The organism is Novosphingobium sp. FKTRR1 (genome assembly GCF_020404405.1).
In the GTDB taxonomy this organism is placed as follows: Bacteria; Pseudomonadota; Alphaproteobacteria; order Sphingomonadales; family Sphingomonadaceae; genus Novosphingobium.
In genome coordinates, this window is sequence record NZ_JAIZDA010000003.1 from 268,306 (window position 1) to 283,901 (window position 15,596).

Below are 15,596 nucleotides of genomic sequence, written 5' to 3' on the forward strand. Positions count from 1 at the left end.
AGCGCCGACCGCGCGCCGGGTCGCAAAGGCGAAGCGCTCACGCCCCAGCTCCCGTCACGGCGGGGCATATAACCCATATGGTTCGTTTTGTCAAGGGTCGAGTTGCTCGGGCTGTCAGGTGCGCGGCGTTGCGATCGCTGCATTGGCGCACGCGTATTCCAGCAGGGCCGAATAATCCCTTGTCGCATAGTCGGTGGCGCGCGCCCCGCCATAGACGGCGTGGGCTGCTGCCCCGACAGGCAGGCCCATCCGCAATTCGGCAGCCGCGGTCATTGCCAGGGTCATGTCCTTGAAGGCCAGGTCAATGGTGAAACCGGGGGTGACATCGCCTTTGAGCACCTTGTTGACCATCAGCGTGTGCAACTGGCCGTTCTGGGCAGTAGTACCGCCAGTGACCTGCAGGATGGTGTCGATGTCGAGACCGAGCTTGGTGCCAAGTGCCACAGCCTCGGCACTGACTTGCGCGATGGTAAGAAGGAGGAAGTTGTTCACCAGCTTCATCCTGCTTCCCATTCCGCGCCCGCCACAGCGGTTGATATCCTTGCCCATGGCCCGCAGCAAAGGCTCGACCCGCGCAAAGTCGGCGTCGGTCGCGCCCACCATGAACAGCGATTCCCCGCGCTCTGCATGCAGCACCAGCCGGCCGATCGGGCTGTCGACAAAGCCGATGCCCTTGGCCTGACAGGCAGCAGCGACTCTGTCGGTTCCCCCGGCATCGATGGTCGACATTTCCAGCAGGAGCGCGCCGTCATCGATGTTGGCAAGCACCCCGTCAGCGCTCAGCACGACCGCCTCGACATGAGGTGTGGCCGGCAAACAGGTGATGACGATTTGCGCACCCTTCGAAGCATCGGCGACGCAGGACGCCCTGGTGCCGCCGAGCGCGACGATCTCGTCAGCCCGTGCTTCGCAGATATCATAGGCATGGACAGAAAAGCCCTTGCGTTGCAGGTTCTTGGCCAGCGGCAAACCCATGGCGCCAAGGCCGATAAAGCCGACTTTCGTGGTCATGAAACGATCCTCGCTCAGTTGACGCCGTGGTTGATGTACGACGTCTTGGATTCGGTGAAGAATTCGGCCGATGACGCGCCGCTTTCGCGCGGGCCGAAGCCGGAAGGCGAACGCCCACCCAGCGGCACATGATATTCGAGGCCTGCGGTCGGGGTGTTGACCATGACCATGCCAGCCTTGGATTCGCGGCGGAACTTTTCGGCGCTGTGCAGGCTGGTGGTGGCGATGCCCGACGACAGAGCAAGCTCGGTACCATTGGCCACGTCAATCGCCTGATCCAGATCGTCGACGGCAATGACCGACAGGATCGGACCAAACGATTCATGGTGGTTGATGTGCATGGCCTCGGTGCTGCGAGCGAACAGCGCCGGGGTCATGTAATAGCCGCGGGTTCTGCGCTCCACAGCGACACCACCGGCCACCAGCTCGGCGCCTTCGCGCAGGCCGGTTTCAACAAAGGCAAGGTTTTCAGCGAATTGCTTTTCGTTGGCCACCGGGCCGATCTGCGTATCGGCGTCCAGAGCATGGCCAATCCGATAGCCCTGCGCCTTGGCGGCGAGCCGCTCGACGACCTGATCATGGACACCACGCGTCACGATCAGCCGCTCGGTTGCGGTGCAGCGCTGTCCCGTCTGGACCCATGCGGCGTTGGCGGCGGTCTCGATGGCCAGATCGAGGTCGGCGTCATCAAGGATCACGAAAGCATTCTTGCCGCCAAGTTCGAGCTGAGCCTTGGTCATGGTTTCGGCCGCCTTGCGCAGTACCGCGCGTCCGGTCTCGGTGCCGCCGGTAAAGGTAACCGCCTGGGCGCGATCGATCATCACGTCGCCGGTTGCCCGACCATCGCCGATCACCAGATTGAATACGCCTTGCGGAAGGCCCACGTCTTCAAGGATGCGGGCCAGCAGCACCGCGCATCCGGGCACGAAGCTGGATGGCTTGAGGACGACCGTATTGCCGAACGCCAGCGCGCCTGCAACCTTCCACGCCGGCAACGCAATCGGGAAGTTCCAGGGCGTTATCGCTGCAACCACACCGACCGGCTCACGCGTGACGATGACATTGTGACCATCGCGCATGGAATTGTACCATTCGCCCTGCGCGCGAACCACTTCGGCAGCGAAGTAGTGAAAGCACTGCCCGGCGCGGTTTGCTTCGCCAATTCCCTCGGGCAAAGTCTTGCCTTCTTCGCGGCTGAGCAGGGCGCCGATCTCGATTGCGCGTGCCATCAGCAAGTCGCCGGCCTTGCGCAAGAGGTCGGCGCGGGCCTGCATGTTGAAGCTGCGCCAGCCCGGCAGGGCCCGCGTCGCGGCAGCCATGGCTTCGTCGACCTCAGCCGCGCCAACTTTCGAATAGGCGCCGACGACTTCATCGAGGTCCGAAGGGTTGCGCGTTTCGAAGCCGACCGCGCCGGTCCGCCAGCCGCCGTCGATGAAATTCTGTCCCTGCAAGATTGTGCCTGTCATTACAGCTTCTCCGCAATCACGCCGGCCTTGATGAGCCGCTCGATTTCCTTGTTAGTAAGTTCAAACTTATCTTCCAAGATGGCAATCGTGTCTTCCCCCGAACGGGGAGGCGCGTGGCGATAATCGGCCGGGCTGGCGGAGAGTTTTGCGGGAAACCCGAGAAAACGTACCGGTGTGCCGTCGGACCGCCGGATTTCGTGGACCAGTCCACGCGCCCTGATCTGGGGATGGTCGAGAATTTCGGGGATCTCGTTGACCTTGCCGCCAGGCAATCCGGCCTTTTCCATGGCTGCAATCAGGTCTGCGGCTTTCCATTGCGCAATCGCCGCGCTCATCTGCAAGATCAGGTCGGCGCGATTGACGCTGCGAGAGGCGCTGTTTGAAAATCGCGGGTCATCGGCAAGGTCGGCCACACCGATCATCGCGGTGAACGCGCGGAACTGGCGGTCGTTGCCCAGCGCCACCAGCACGTCGCCATCGGCGCAGGAGAAGTCCTGATAGGGCACCGTATTGGGATGCTGGTTGCCCAGCCGCCGCGGCTCCATGCCGCCGTTCATCCAGTTTGAAGCCTGATTGGCCAGCAGCGAAACCTGCGTGTCCAGCAGTGCAAGGTCGATATGCTGGCCCTCGCCAGTACGGTTCCGGTGATGGAGCGCGGCAAGGATCGACACTGCGGCGTAAAGCCCGGTCGACAGGTCGCTGAACGGGATGCCCACTTTCATCGGCCCGCCACCCGGCTGGTCATCGGGCCTGCCGGTGACGCTCATCAAGCCGCTCAACCCCTGAATCAGGAAATCGTAGCCACCGACATCCTTGTACGGCCCGTCCTGGCCGAACCCCGTGATCGAGCAATGGATCACGTCCGGCTTGATCGCCTTGAGCGAGGGGTAATCCAGCCCGTATTTGGCCAGTCCGCCGACGCGGAAGTTCTCGATCACAATGTCGGCTTCGGCGGCAAAGCGCCGGATCAGGGCGGCGCCCCGGGGATCGGCCATATTGATGGCCACCGACCGCTTGTTGCGGTTGGCGCACAGGTAATAGGCCGAATCGCGACTGCCATCGTCAAGGAACGGCGGACCCCAGCGCCGGGTGTCATCGCCTTGTCCGGGCTGCTCGATCTTGATCACCTCTGCCCCAAGATCCCCCAGGATCTGGGAGCACCAGGGTCCGGCCAGAACGCGCGACAGATCGAGCACCCTGATCCCGGCCAGCGGGCCGGTGCTGGTGCGGTCCGATGGGCCGGTCATTGGTCGGTGAACGCCGGCGGGCGCTTTTCCAGGAAAGCGGCGACCGCTTCGGCATGGTCGCAGGTGTGGTGGGCAAGTGCCTGATAGGCCGCCGAAAGTTCAAGCAACGGCGCAAGCTTCATGTCCTGCCCTTCGCGCAGCAATCGCTTGGCCATGCGGGTGGCATGTCCGGGATTGGCAGCAATGGCCCTTGCCACCGCAAGCGCCCGCTCCAGCACCTGCTCGGGCGCCACCACCTCGGCGACAAGGCCGTACTCCAGCGCCTTGGCGGCATCGATTGTCTCACCGGTCAGCGTCAGCAGGCTGGCGCGCGCCATGCCGATGATGCGCGGCAACAGCCAGGCACCGCCATCACCCGGCACGATACCCAGTTTTACGAAGCTTTCCGCAAACAGCGCCCGGTTCGATGCGATCCGCACATCGCACATGCACGCCAGATCGAGCCCGGCACCGATTGCCGGGCCATTGATGGCCGCAACCACGGGCACTTCAAGATCGTACAGCGCGGTCGGAATGAGCTGGATGCCGGTGCGATAGCTGTTGCGCAACGCAAACGGGGCCCCGCCGAACATGGCGGTCTTGTCGCGCATGTTCTTGACATTGCCGCCTGCACAGAACGCTTTTCCCGCACCGGTGAGGACAATGGCGCGAACGCTCGTGTCGCGGGTCATGGCGGCACAGAACCCGGCGATTTCCGCGCTGTGCGCAGCCGTCGAAATGGCGTTCCGTTCGTCAGGACGGTTGAGGGTGGCGATGACCACCGGGCCATCACGCTCGATCTGCAGGAAGGGGATTTCGTCCATGACGCTGGTTCTCCCGAAAGGGTCAGGTGCGACTTGTCGCTATGCCTGCCTGCACGGGTCCGCTAATATTAATTGTCACCTGAACGATAGTGGATCGGTATCATGGACTTGCGGCAGCTGCGCTATTTCACGGTTCTGGCGGAGACGCTGAACTTCCATCGCGCCGCCGAGCGCTTGCATATGTCGCAGCCGCCCCTGACCGTTGCGATCCGCAAGCTTGAAGAAGAACTCGGCACACCCCTGTTCGAACGCGATCCGCGAGGGGTTCGCCTTACGGCGGCCGGTCTTGCGGCGTTGCTTCCGGCACGTGCAGCGCTTGCGCAAGCAGAACTGGTGCGCGACGCGGTGAGGCAAGGGGCCGCCGGGCTGCGCGGGCGGCTGGTCATCGCCTTCATCGGGTCGGCAATCGCGAACCTGCTTCCGCGCCTTGTCTCGCCATTTCGCGAGGCCTTTCCGAATGTCGAGCTTGTGCTCGAGGAAATGAACAGCGTCGAGATCGTCCGTGCCATCGTCGGGCGGAAGGTCGATGTGGGTCTGGTCCGCTTGCCGGTGATGGATGCCAGTCCCGTGGTGATCGACGTGATCGAGCGCGACCAGCTGATCGCGGCGTTACCCGCCCGGCTCGATCGGCCGCGCCAGTCCGTGGGCGTTGCGTTGAGCGATCTCGCCGAACTGCCATTCATCATTTACAGTCCGGTCAGCGTTCTGCACGCGACCATTCGTCTGGCCTGCCAAAGAGCGGGGTTCGCGCCGCGCGTGACGCAGGAGGCAACGCAAGTTCAGACGATTCTGAGCCTTGTCCAGGCGGGGCTGGGGGTGGCGCTGGTTCCGGCGCGCGCTATCCGTTTTGCGCCCGAAGGGGTGCGATTGCTACAGCTTGCCGATCCGATTCCGATCGAGATGGGTATTGCGCGTGCGCGCGACGCCGGTCCGCTGGCCAGCAACTTCGTCGCCGCGTCGCTGGCCACAGACGATACTCATCCACTATCGAGTTTGAGAAAATAAATATTTGATTGCGGCGTTGCGCTACCGCATCGCGGGTGTCGCCCGGCGCTTTCCGCCGCGTCGTGACAGGATTTCCCCGGTGTTCGATACGCTCACGCTTGCTTCGCTGCCTGCCGATGATGCCGGTTTGCGCACGTCCATCCGCGCGTTAATCGCGCGCCACATCGCGGCTGTTCCGCTTGAACGGCGTGCCCGGTCCTGGCAAGGATTTGACGCCGGCTTCAGTCGCGCGTTGGGTGAGGCCGGTTTTCTGGGGCTGACGCTGCCGACCGCGTATGGCGGGGGCGGGCGCGGTGCATTCGAACGTTTCGTGGTTGTCGAAGAACTGCTCAGCGCTGGCGCGCCGGTGGCGGCGCATTGGATCGCCGACCGCCAGAGCGCGCCGCTGATCCTCAACTTCGGTACGGAAGAACAGCGCCAGACGTATATCCCGCGCATCTGTCGGGGGGAGGCCCTGTTCTGCATCGGGATGAGCGAGCCGGGGTCGGGTTCGGACCTTGCCAGTGTGCGCACCCGCGCCGACCGCACCGCTGACGGCGGCTGGGTGGTCAATGGCCAGAAGATCTGGACCACCAATGCCATGCATTCCGATTACATGATCGCCTTGCTGCGCACGTCGGGTACGGCGGCGGACCGCAATGCCGGTCTGTCGCAACTGATCATCGACCTCAAGGCGCCTGGCGTGAGCGTGCGACCGATCGTGGACCTGACGGGTGATGCGCATTTTGCCGAAGTGTTCTTCGAGAACGTGCAACTTGGCGCAGATGCCTTGATCGGGATCGAGGGGCAGGGCTGGGCGCAGGTTGTCGCCGAACTGGCGTTCGAGCGTTCAGGGCCGGAACGGATTTATTCCAGTGTGGTGCTGCTGGATGCCTGGGTCCGGCACCTTCAGGAAGTGGGCCGCAGCGATGCCGCACCGCTGGTCGGGCGGTTGACGGCTGAACTGGCAACGCTGCGCGCGATGTCGATTGCCTGCACCGCACGGCTTGTCGCGGGGGATAGCCCGGTCGTGGAAGCAAGCATCGTGAAGGATCGCGGAACGACCTTCGAACAGGACTTGCCCGAAGCCATTGCCGACGATCTGGCGGCGCACCCGGATGAAGCGATCAGCGACACGCTGTACCGCACGTTGCTTTACGTGACGCACATCGCACCAAGCTTCAGCCTGCGCGGCGGAACGCGGGAGATCCTGCGCGGGATTATCGCGCGCGGCATGGGCTTGCGGTAACGAAACGGGAAGGATCACGATAATGAACGAGCTTCTCGAACCATTTGACCGGATGCTGGAAGCGCTGGTCACGCCCGCCGCCGTGCGCGCTGTCGAGGGCGGCGCGTCGGCGGTCGCGATGTGGCGGGAACTGGCCGCTTCCGGCTTTCTGGATGCACTGGTCGATGAACAACACGGCGGGGCAGGTCTGTCGCTTGCCGATGTGCAGCCCTTGATCGCCGCAGTGGGGGCAAGGGCAGTACCGCTCCCGGTTGGCGAGACAATGGTGGCGCGTGCGCTGCTTGCCCGGGCTGGCGTGCCAATTCCGCAGGGGCCGATCGTGCTGGCGACCTCTGCGGTATCCGGCCAGATCGTGCCTTGCGCGCAAGTGGCCGAACACGTGCTGGTCGATACCGGTTCCGGTTTGGTACTGACGGGCATCGGCGACCTGTCACCGGTGGCAACAGGGGTGTATCATGCTCTGGCTGCGCGGCTTGTCTGGACGGGCCCGATCGTCGGGCTGGCGCTGCCACGTCCGGCAAAGGGTTTGCGCCCTATCGCAGCGGTCTTGCGTGCAGCCCTGATCAGCGGTGCCGCGGCAAGGCTGACCGACATGGCAGCAAGGTATGCCAATGAACGGGTGCAGTTCGGCAAGCCGATCGGCAGGCAGCAGGCCCTGCAGCAGTCGCTGGCGGTGATGGCTGAAGACATGATCGCCGTGCGGATCGCCTCGCAGCTCGGATGCGCCGGTGGACTGGACGTGGGTGCGACCGTGGCTGCCGTGGCCAAGTCAACGGCTTCAGCGATAGCGGCGCGCGTGGCCAATACGGCTCATGCCGTGCACGGGGCGATCGGCATCAGCGAGGAATATGACCTCCAGCTTCTGACCCGGCGCATGCATGAATGGCGCGCCGCCGATGGGTCAGAAGGGTACTGGAACACGGTGCTTGGTGGCGCCCGTCTTGCTGACGCTGCCGGTACGGTGGACTGGGTGCGCGCGCAGGTTCCTGTGTGAACCCTGCCTGATCGAAGGTCGCAAGGGCGGGCAATCCCACGGCGCCTTCGCTCTCGCCCTTGCGCGATCAGGGCAACGTGCCTGAAAAGCGGTTCATGCCCGGAACGGCCCGCGTCTTGCGCCCGCCGGGCAACGCCACATCACCCGCGACGCCAGCGGGCAGGTCCACCTCCAGCTTGAACCTGCCATCCTTTGCGACCCAGTTGCTGCGTATGACGCCGCGCACACTGTGATAGGTGGCCCCGCCACTCTTCAGCCGGGGGTCCATGATCGGGGCAATCGACAGGTGCGCAAAGCCCGGCTCGGCAGCATCGATGCCGGCCACTCTGCGGAACAGGAACGAGCCGATCGCGCCGAAGGCATAGTGATTGCGACTGTTCATCCCGGCATCGCCCGCATCGCTGTTCCAGCGCTCCCACATCGAGGTGGCGCCTTTTTCGACCATATAGCCCCACGACGGATAGCTGCTCTGCAACAGCAGGCCAATGGCGGTGGCTTCCTGCCCGGCAATGGCAAGGGCATCGAGGATATGCGGCGTGCCGAGAAAGCCGGTGGACAAGTGATTGCCGCGCCGGGCTATGTCTGCGGCCAGACGCCGTCCGGATTCGGCAACCGCCGGGGGTGTCAGCAACCCGAAGCGGATGGCCAATACGTGGCTGGTCTGGCTGTTGTTGCCGACGCTGCCATCTGCCTTGACGAACGCGGCGTTGAACGCCGTCCGGATGTCCTTGAACAGTGTGCGGTAACGGTCGGCAGCCACATCGTTACCGGTTGCGGCTGCCATTCTGGCCATCATGTCGGCGTTAGCCGCCCAGAATGCCGTGCCAATCAGATCCTTCGGCGTGGTGGCATCGCCCGGATTGGCCGGATTGGCATCGACCGACAGCCAGTCGCCATAGTCGGCGCCACGCCCGTTCTGCCACAGCATTGCTGGATTGGCAGCAGCAATCCAGTCCATGTAGGATTCCATCGCGGACCAGTTTGCCGCTATGATCCCGGTACTGCCACTCTGCCGCCAGACGGTGAAGGGCAGGACTATGCCGGCATCTGCCCACCCCGGTGACGACAGGTTCATCGTCGGCACGAATGGCGGAATGCAATCGGGGAACGCGCCCTTGGCCGACTGCCCGTGGCGCATGTCCTCCATGATACGTGCGGTGAAGGCCTGCACGTCCATGGCATAGGCGGCGGCTGGCCAGAACACTTCTGCATCGCCCATCCAGCCCAGTCGTTCATCGCGCTGCGGGCAATCGGTAGGCAGGCCGAAGAAGTTGGCCTTCTGGCTCCATACCGCGTTGTGCCAGAATTTTTGCACGACCGGATCGCCCACGCGCAGGTCACCGGTAAGCGCCAGATCCTGATGGCCAACCCTGCCTTCCAGATGCCACGCGGATCGCGAATCCGGAACGCCGCTCAGTTCGACATAGCGAAAGCCGTGATAGGTAAAGCGGGGTTCCCATGTCTCATGCCCCGTTCCTGCGGCAACATAGACATCGCGCGCCCATGCCGTGCGCAAGTTGGCCTGATCTATCGTGCCATCCGCCTTCAGTATTTCGGCAAAGCGCATGCTGACGCGGGTTCCGGCAGGCGCGGTGAGCGACAGGCGCGGCCACCCCGCGAAATTCTGCCCGAAATCGACAAGGTATCGGCCAGCAGCAAGTCGTGTCACGGCGGCGGGCTGCAACGTTTCGAGCGCGCGGATCGGCGGGCAGCGCTGCGGCTCCATGGCGACGTGGGGCGCGGGCACGGACTCCGCCGTTCGCCAACCGATCGACGATGCACCCGCGCGCGCCCAGTCGGTCTGGTCAAGCCGGGCGTCGAACACCTCGCCGTCATACAGGCTGGCTTCGCGCACCGGGCTGTCGCCGATCTGCCAGCCGGGACCGGTGGCGATCACATCGCGCGCGCCGTCGCGGTAGGTGATCTCAAGCTGCGCCAACAACCGGCACGGCGCGGAGCCGAACGCAAATCGACCGCTGGTACTGAACTTGCCGCCATACCAACCGTCGGCGACCTCGAAGCCCAGCACGTTTGCGGCCTGCATGATCCGGTCCGATACGTCATAGGTCTGGAAGAGCACGCGCTTTGAAGGGTCGGTGAACTCGGGCGCCAGCTTGCGGTCATCGACGACCTGTCCGTTCAGCGATGCCTCGTAGACACCCAGTGCGGTTGCATGCAGGCGCGCCGACGCAACAGGGCGCGTCACGACGAAGGGTTTGCGCAGGCGGCTGGCTGGCGTTGTCGGCCAGGGTTCGCCGATCGGAAGCGTGCCGGTGGCGGAGATGGCATCTGGCCAGGCCGCATCGTCCAGCGTTGGTTCGTGCCAGCCATCGCTTGCGCCGACGTTGACCTTCCAGCCCCGGCTGGCCGTGGTCAGGCGCGCTGTCAGACCCGCACCATGGCGCAAGAGGGCGGCCAGCACTGGCGGCGCCACGCCGAAGCCGACGCGGCGGGTAACCGACACGGCGATGACGTTGCGCCCCTTGGCCAATTGCAGGGGGTAGACAGCCATCTGCGTCCAGCGCACCGGACCATCCTGAGGGGCGGAAACCGGCACGCCATTCAGCCACACGCCAGTCGTTTCGTTGGCTGACAGGCACAATTCGGCAGGCGCTGCGGCCTCGCTTGCAAAGGTCCAGCGGAACTGACGCGCCTGCCCGGCCTTGACCGGGGCGCTGCCTGCAATCCAGTGCAGGCCAGCCAGCCGATCTGCCCTGGCGACGTCGGTTTCGCTGGCGAGCCAGTCACCCTGCCAATCGCTTGGTGCCAAGCCGGTTTCCCACACGGCTGGTGCGCTGGTTATTGGTGCCTTGCTGCGGTTGGTCCAGACCTGCACCTGCCAGTGCGCCTGCGCGCGCGAAGGCAAGGAGGGGCCCTGATAGGCAATATCGACCGTCCGGTCCGAGGCGACGCGGCCGCTGTCCCACAACAGGTTGGTGTCCGCAGCAAGGTCAGCGGCGTTACGGGCAACAAGAACGCGAAAGGCAGTCTGCCGCATGGCGGGATCTGCAAACGCCAGTTGCCAGGAAAAGCGGGGCGGAAGGTCACCCAGTGCCAGCGGTGTATCAAGACCGCACACTTGCAGCGCCAGCACTTGCGCGGACGGCGCCGCCCCGGCCCAGCCGGGCAGGGGCATAGCGGCCATTGTGCCGCCAGCCAGCCCGATCCCGATCGCTTCGCGTCTGTTGATCTGCATTTTCACTCTCCCTGCCACCGCGTGTGACGTCGGTGTCAATCTTCCTGCCAAAGGTCAGGGCTTGATCGTGCCTTCCGCGATGATGGCGCTACCGGTCAGCACTGGCGCTGTGGCGGAGCGGGCCACTTCGATTCCGACCGGTCCGTGCGCGATACGCCAACGGTGCGCCGTGGAATCGAAAGTGCCCAGCAATCGCCGATCAGCGGTGATGCGCACCACTTTGCTTTCGCCCGGCGCCAGCACGGGTTTGCTCCATCCGATCAGGCGACGTGGCTTGCCGGGCAGCGTGGCGTAGACTTGTGGCACATCGGCGCCAGTCCGCGAGCCGGTGTTGGTGACACGGAAGGCCACGGTTGCAGTCCTGCCGCCGCTTACCCGCAGGCCGTCATAGCGAAAGCTTGCATAGGACAGGCCATGACCGAATGCGAATAGCGGTGCCGCCGCGGTGCGATCGAACCAGCGATAGCCCACGTCGGCGCCTTCGGGATAGCGGATCGTGAATGGCGGGGAGTTGGTGTTCACGCCATATGTCGCGCGATCTTCCTTGCTGGGCGGGGGCAAGCCGGACCCTGGAAGCTGCGGATTGGGCAATTGTTGCGTGCTCGCAGGGAAGGTCACCGGCAACCGGCCCGACGGGTTGACCGAGCCAGCCAGCACGCCGGCAATCGCATCGCCGCCCCGCTGCCCGGAATACCATGCTGCCACGACCGCAGGAGTCTTCGCCAGCCAGGGCATGGCCACGGCGTTGCCCGTTTCCAGTACCACGACGGTGCGCGGATTTGCGCTTGCCACCGCATCGATCAGCGCATCTTGCCTGCCATCGAGCGAGAGGTCGGGCTGATCCATCGCCTCGGTGCTGAACTTCTCGGCAAAGACCACCGCGACATCGGCGTTGCTGGCCGCTGCGGCTGCGGCATCCGGATCGCTTCCGTCGAAAAAGCGCACGTCCGCCGTGGGGAAGGCGCGGCGCAGCGCGTCAAGTGGCGGGGTGCCGCCCCACACCTTGCGCGCAAAGCCCGCCGCAGCGCCATCCTTTACCGTCTCGACTTTGGCAAAGCCTCCGACAGGGGTCACCTGACTTGAACCGCCACCGGCCGGCACGCCAATATCCGCGTGGCCACCCACCACGACAATCCGTTTCACCGTGGCCGGGAACGGGAGCATATCGCCTTCGTTTTTGAGCAGGACGATCGCTTCCTCGGCGGTCCGCAGCGATACCGCGCCGTCGCGCTGATAGTCGATCGGTCCGGTGGCCAGCGGGCGCGCGACCAGCCCGTGAACGAACATGGTCCGCAAGACGCGCCGCGCGGCCGTATCCACCGCAGCGACCGGCAGCGCGCCTGCCTTCACGCCTGCCAGCAATTCGGTCGATAGCCAGCGCTTCTTGTCCAGTTGTTCGCCTTGCTGCTGGTCAAGTCCGGCGAGCAGCGCTTCGGTCGAATGGACCGCGCCCCAGTCCGACATGACGAAGCCGCGATAGCCCCAGTCACGGCGCAGCACATCCGTCAGCAGGAAGCGGTTTTCGCACGCATAGCTGCCACCGATCTTGTTGTAGGCGCACATGACCGCTCCGGGACTGCCGCCTTCGATCCCCAGTTGAAAGGCCAGCAGGTCGCTTTCCCGCATGGCGGTCTCGGCCAATTCGACAGAGGCGTTGGCGCGGCCGGTTTCCTGATTGTTCAGCGCGAAATGCTTGATCGTCGCAATGATCGCGTTGGACTGTATGCCTTCGATCTGGGCGGCGACCAGGGTGCCCGCAAGCAGCGGATCTTCACCCAGGTATTCGAAGTTGCGCCCGGCCCGAGGATCGCGGACCAGATTGACCCCTCCCGCCAGCATCACGTTGAAGCCCTTGGCCCGCGCCTGCGATCCGATCATTCTGCCCGCTTCGCGCACGAGCGAGGGGTTCCAGGTTGCGGCCATTGCCATGCCCGATGGCAGGACCGTGGCGACATCGCCCTTGCGCATGTCCATCAGGTTGGAGACGCCGAGGCTGGCATCGGTGGCGACTTGCGGGGGAATGCCAAGCCCGCCGTTCCCCGCTACGTAGCCCGCGCCTACGGTAATGCCAGCGGGGCGTTGCGCCGGGGCGACGAGCGCGAGAAAGCGCCCGTGGAGCAGCGCGATCTTGTCCTCAAGGCTCATACGGGCGAGCGTTGCGCGGGCCCATGCATCGGCACGGGCATCCTCTCTGGGGGTCGGGACCGAGCCTGTTGCCGGTGCGCGCGCAAGCACGCCTGTCGGTGGCAGCGCCAGAGCCGCCACAGCAGTGATCAGCACAAGTGGTAAGGGAAACTGGCGCTTGTGCATGACGATGCCTCTCTCGGTCCGGACAGTTGGCGTGCGTCCTTGAGGCAGAGCTATGGCGTGAGCGGGGCGCTTGTCAATAAAATGTCCGTCACCGTTCGATTAATTGGGTCGGCCGTTGCCAGTGTCGGCTGCGTGTGGAACAAGCCGCAGTCATGCAGGCAACCGCAAATCCCGTAAGATCCCGTCGCGGCAGGCCGACAGCCGCCCGCGTTTCTGCAATCGACCGCGCGATTGTGGTGACAGCGCGCACAATGTTTCTGGCAGAAGGCTACGATAGCGTGGCCATGGAGCAGGTTGCGGTCCTGGCCGACATCTCCAAAGGTACGCTATACGCCCGTTACCCGTCCAAGGAGGCGCTGTTCACCGCCGTGATCGAAGCCTCGGTCAAGGAATGGTCGGATGAAGCGGCATTGGGCGACGATTTGCTGACCGATGTCATCGGCCAACGTCTGCATCACCATGCACGCACGATCGCCATGGCACTGCAGCGGCCCGATGTTCTGGGTATTCAGCGCCTTGTCCTGTCGGTGCGGACCCGGTTTCCGGCGCTCGCGCGGGCGATGCATGACCGGGGATATGCGTATATCGTTGGCTTGATTGCGGGTGATATCGCTGCTGCGGCGGTGCGCGATGGTGTTCCTGTCCGAAATCCGCAGGCGGTTGCCCAGATGTTGGTCGGCGCGATCACCGGCTTCCAGATCCAGGAGGACGCCGATCCGGCGAACGCACCGAACCTTGAGGCATTCGCCTGCAACCTCGTCGAAGTCCTGTTGGCAGGCCGGGCCGCTTGGTGAGCGCTTGATATTCGTACGCGATCGTACAATATATTTGAAACCATCACGCGAGTCGTGACCAAGGGGAAATCAGGATGCGTCAGGTTCCGAATGCTCTCATCGCCGCCATCGTGCTTGGCGCAGTCGCACTCCCCGCTTCGGTGCTTGCTGCCCCCGCCAACGGAACCCCGGCCGCCGCTTCGACGCCTGCCGCACCACCGGCCAGCGCCCCCAAGTACACGACTGCGGATACCGAGATCGGCACGCTTATCGATGACCCCGCAGCCAAGCTCATTCTCGACAAGATCGTACCGGGAATGACCACGAACCCCCAGATCGATATGGCGCGCTCGATGACGCTCAAGTCGATCCAGCAGTTCGCGGCGGACCAACTGACCGATGCGCGTCTGGCGCAGATCGACGCGGAGTTCGCCAAGCTGCCCAAGTGACGGACATGGCTCTGTCCCGACCGAAAAGGTGGTGAACTGAGCTCTTCGGTGCGCAAATCTTATCAGATCGGCATTTTCTGCCGCCATATGCGAATGCGATGAGTTCTTGAATTTCGCATAGCAATCCCCCACGGTGGCGCGGAAGGCGCAGCGGCGTCGAATCGCGGGGTGAGGGTATGGCGGGTGATGGTGCGGCGGGCGCGCGGGTTGCGCTGGTGACCGGGGCCAGTCGTGGGGCAGGGCGCGGGATCGCGCGCGGCTTTGGCGAACTGGGCTACACCGTCTATGTCACCGGGCGCTCCACCGTGTCGGGTAGTGCCAAAGGCTGGGCCAAAGGCTGGGATGGCTCTGTTCTGCCCGGCACCGTGCAGGAAACGGCGGACGAAGTGACGGCGGCGGGTGGCACGGGCAATGCCGTGTTGTGCGATCATGGCGACGATGCGCAAGTTGCCAGCCTGTTCGAACGGATCGCGCGCGACCACGGGCGGCTTGACGTGCTGGTCAACAACGCGACGTTCATCCACCACCAGTTGATCGAAAAGCGACCTTTCTGGGAGAAGGAACTGGCCGCGGTCGGCATTCTGGATGTCGGGTTGCGCTCGGCCTATGTAGCCAGTTGGCATGCCGCGCGCATGATGGTGGCGCAAGGCTCGGGGATCATCGCGTTCGGATCGTCGTTCGGCGGATCGTGCTACATGCACGGGCCCGCTTATGGCGCGCAGAAGGCGGGGCTGGACAAGTTCGCGCACGATATGGCGCATGACCTGCATGGCACCGGCGTGATCGCGGTGTCGGTGTGGATGGGGCCGCTGGTCACCGAACGCTCGCTGATCGCGCGCCAGACCAATCCTGAGCAGTACGAAGGCTTCCTCGAAACTGCCGAGAATCCGGAATTCACCGCGCATATCATCGACGCCATCGACCGTGCGCCCGATCGTGAGGCGCTTTCGGGGCAGACGCTGATCGGCGCCGAAATCGCGCGCACGCTGGGCGTGACCGATCGCGGGCACGAGCGGCCGTCGTATCGCGCCATGCTGGGCAGCCCGCGGCCGAAGAATCCCGCCGCCGTTTATTGATCGGGCGCTGGTCCCCCGGCTTCGGTCGCGGATGGCCC

12 protein-coding genes are annotated in these 15,596 nt (G+C 64.4%); 6 read left to right on the forward strand and 6 right to left on the reverse strand.

Going from position 1 to position 15,596, the window contains the following annotated elements:
• Positions 1-114: 114 nt before the first annotated feature.
• Genes LDN95_RS04920 through LDN95_RS04935 form a run of 4 tightly spaced genes read right to left on the reverse strand, consistent with a single transcriptional unit; the run spans position 115 to position 4,527 of the window.
• Positions 115-1,011, reverse strand: coding sequence for an NAD(P)-dependent oxidoreductase (locus LDN95_RS04920; RefSeq protein ID WP_255630610.1), 897 nt, complete (start codon positions 1,009-1,011; stop codon positions 115-117).
• A gap of 14 nt (positions 1,012-1,025) precedes the next feature.
• Positions 1,026-2,477: an aldehyde dehydrogenase family protein gene (locus LDN95_RS04925; RefSeq protein ID WP_226016528.1), complete on the reverse strand. Its 1,452-nt coding sequence runs from the start codon at positions 2,475-2,477 to the stop codon at positions 1,026-1,028.
• Positions 2,477-3,724 carry a CaiB/BaiF CoA-transferase family protein gene (locus LDN95_RS04930; RefSeq protein ID WP_226016529.1) on the reverse strand — a complete coding sequence of 416 codons (1,248 nt, stop codon included), beginning with the start codon at positions 3,722-3,724 and terminating at the stop codon, positions 2,477-2,479. The genes LDN95_RS04925 and LDN95_RS04930 overlap by 1 nt, the downstream gene beginning before the upstream one ends.
• Positions 3,721-4,527 (reverse strand): crotonase/enoyl-CoA hydratase family protein, encoded by an 807-nt coding sequence (locus LDN95_RS04935; protein ID WP_226016530.1) that lies wholly within the window; start codon positions 4,525-4,527, stop codon positions 3,721-3,723. Before LDN95_RS04935 ends, LDN95_RS04930 begins: the two co-directional genes overlap by 4 nt.
• Positions 4,528-4,629: 102 nt before the next feature.
• On the opposite strand from LDN95_RS04935, the gene LDN95_RS04940 reads away from it, so the two are divergent.
• The 3 genes from LDN95_RS04940 to LDN95_RS04950 all read left to right on the forward strand — a co-directional run bounded on the left by LDN95_RS04940 (position 4,630) and on the right by LDN95_RS04950 (position 7,754).
• Entirely contained in the window at positions 4,630-5,532 is a 903-nt protein-coding gene (locus LDN95_RS04940; RefSeq protein ID WP_226016531.1) for a LysR family transcriptional regulator, read from the forward strand.
• Between the two features lie 79 nt (positions 5,533-5,611).
• Entirely contained in the window at positions 5,612-6,760 is a 1,149-nt protein-coding gene (locus tag LDN95_RS04945; protein WP_226016532.1) for an acyl-CoA dehydrogenase family protein, read from the forward strand.
• 22 nt (positions 6,761-6,782) lie between these two features.
• A complete protein-coding gene (locus LDN95_RS04950; protein ID WP_226016533.1) occupies positions 6,783-7,754 on the forward strand; it encodes an acyl-CoA dehydrogenase in 972 nt (323 codons plus the stop codon).
• A gap of 67 nt (positions 7,755-7,821) precedes the next feature.
• On the opposite strand, the gene LDN95_RS04955 is transcribed toward LDN95_RS04950, so the two are convergent.
• Positions 7,822-10,950, reverse strand: a complete 3,129-nt coding sequence (locus tag LDN95_RS04955; RefSeq protein ID WP_226016534.1) for an alpha-L-rhamnosidase — start codon at positions 10,948-10,950, stop codon at positions 7,822-7,824.
• A 54-nt stretch (positions 10,951-11,004) separates the two neighbouring features.
• Positions 11,005-13,230 carry a beta-glucosidase gene (locus LDN95_RS04960; RefSeq protein WP_226016535.1) on the reverse strand — a complete coding sequence of 742 codons (2,226 nt, stop codon included), beginning with the start codon at positions 13,228-13,230 and terminating at the stop codon, positions 11,005-11,007.
• 266 nt (positions 13,231-13,496) lie between these two features.
• Here LDN95_RS04960 and LDN95_RS04965 point away from each other — a divergent pair, with 266 nt between their 5' ends.
• From LDN95_RS04965 to LDN95_RS04975, 3 genes are all read left to right on the forward strand, one after another.
• The gene (locus tag LDN95_RS04965; protein WP_370631649.1) at positions 13,497-14,054 is read left to right on the forward strand and encodes a TetR/AcrR family transcriptional regulator; all 558 of its coding nucleotides are present in this window, start codon (positions 13,497-13,499) and stop codon (positions 14,052-14,054) included.
• A gap of 74 nt (positions 14,055-14,128) precedes the next feature.
• Positions 14,129-14,482, forward strand: a complete 354-nt coding sequence (locus LDN95_RS04970; protein WP_226016537.1) for a hypothetical protein — start codon at positions 14,129-14,131, stop codon at positions 14,480-14,482.
• A gap of 176 nt (positions 14,483-14,658) precedes the next feature.
• Positions 14,659-15,558: an SDR family NAD(P)-dependent oxidoreductase gene (locus LDN95_RS04975; RefSeq protein ID WP_226016538.1), complete on the forward strand. Its 900-nt coding sequence runs from the start codon at positions 14,659-14,661 to the stop codon at positions 15,556-15,558.
• Positions 15,559-15,596: the final 38 nt, after the last annotated feature.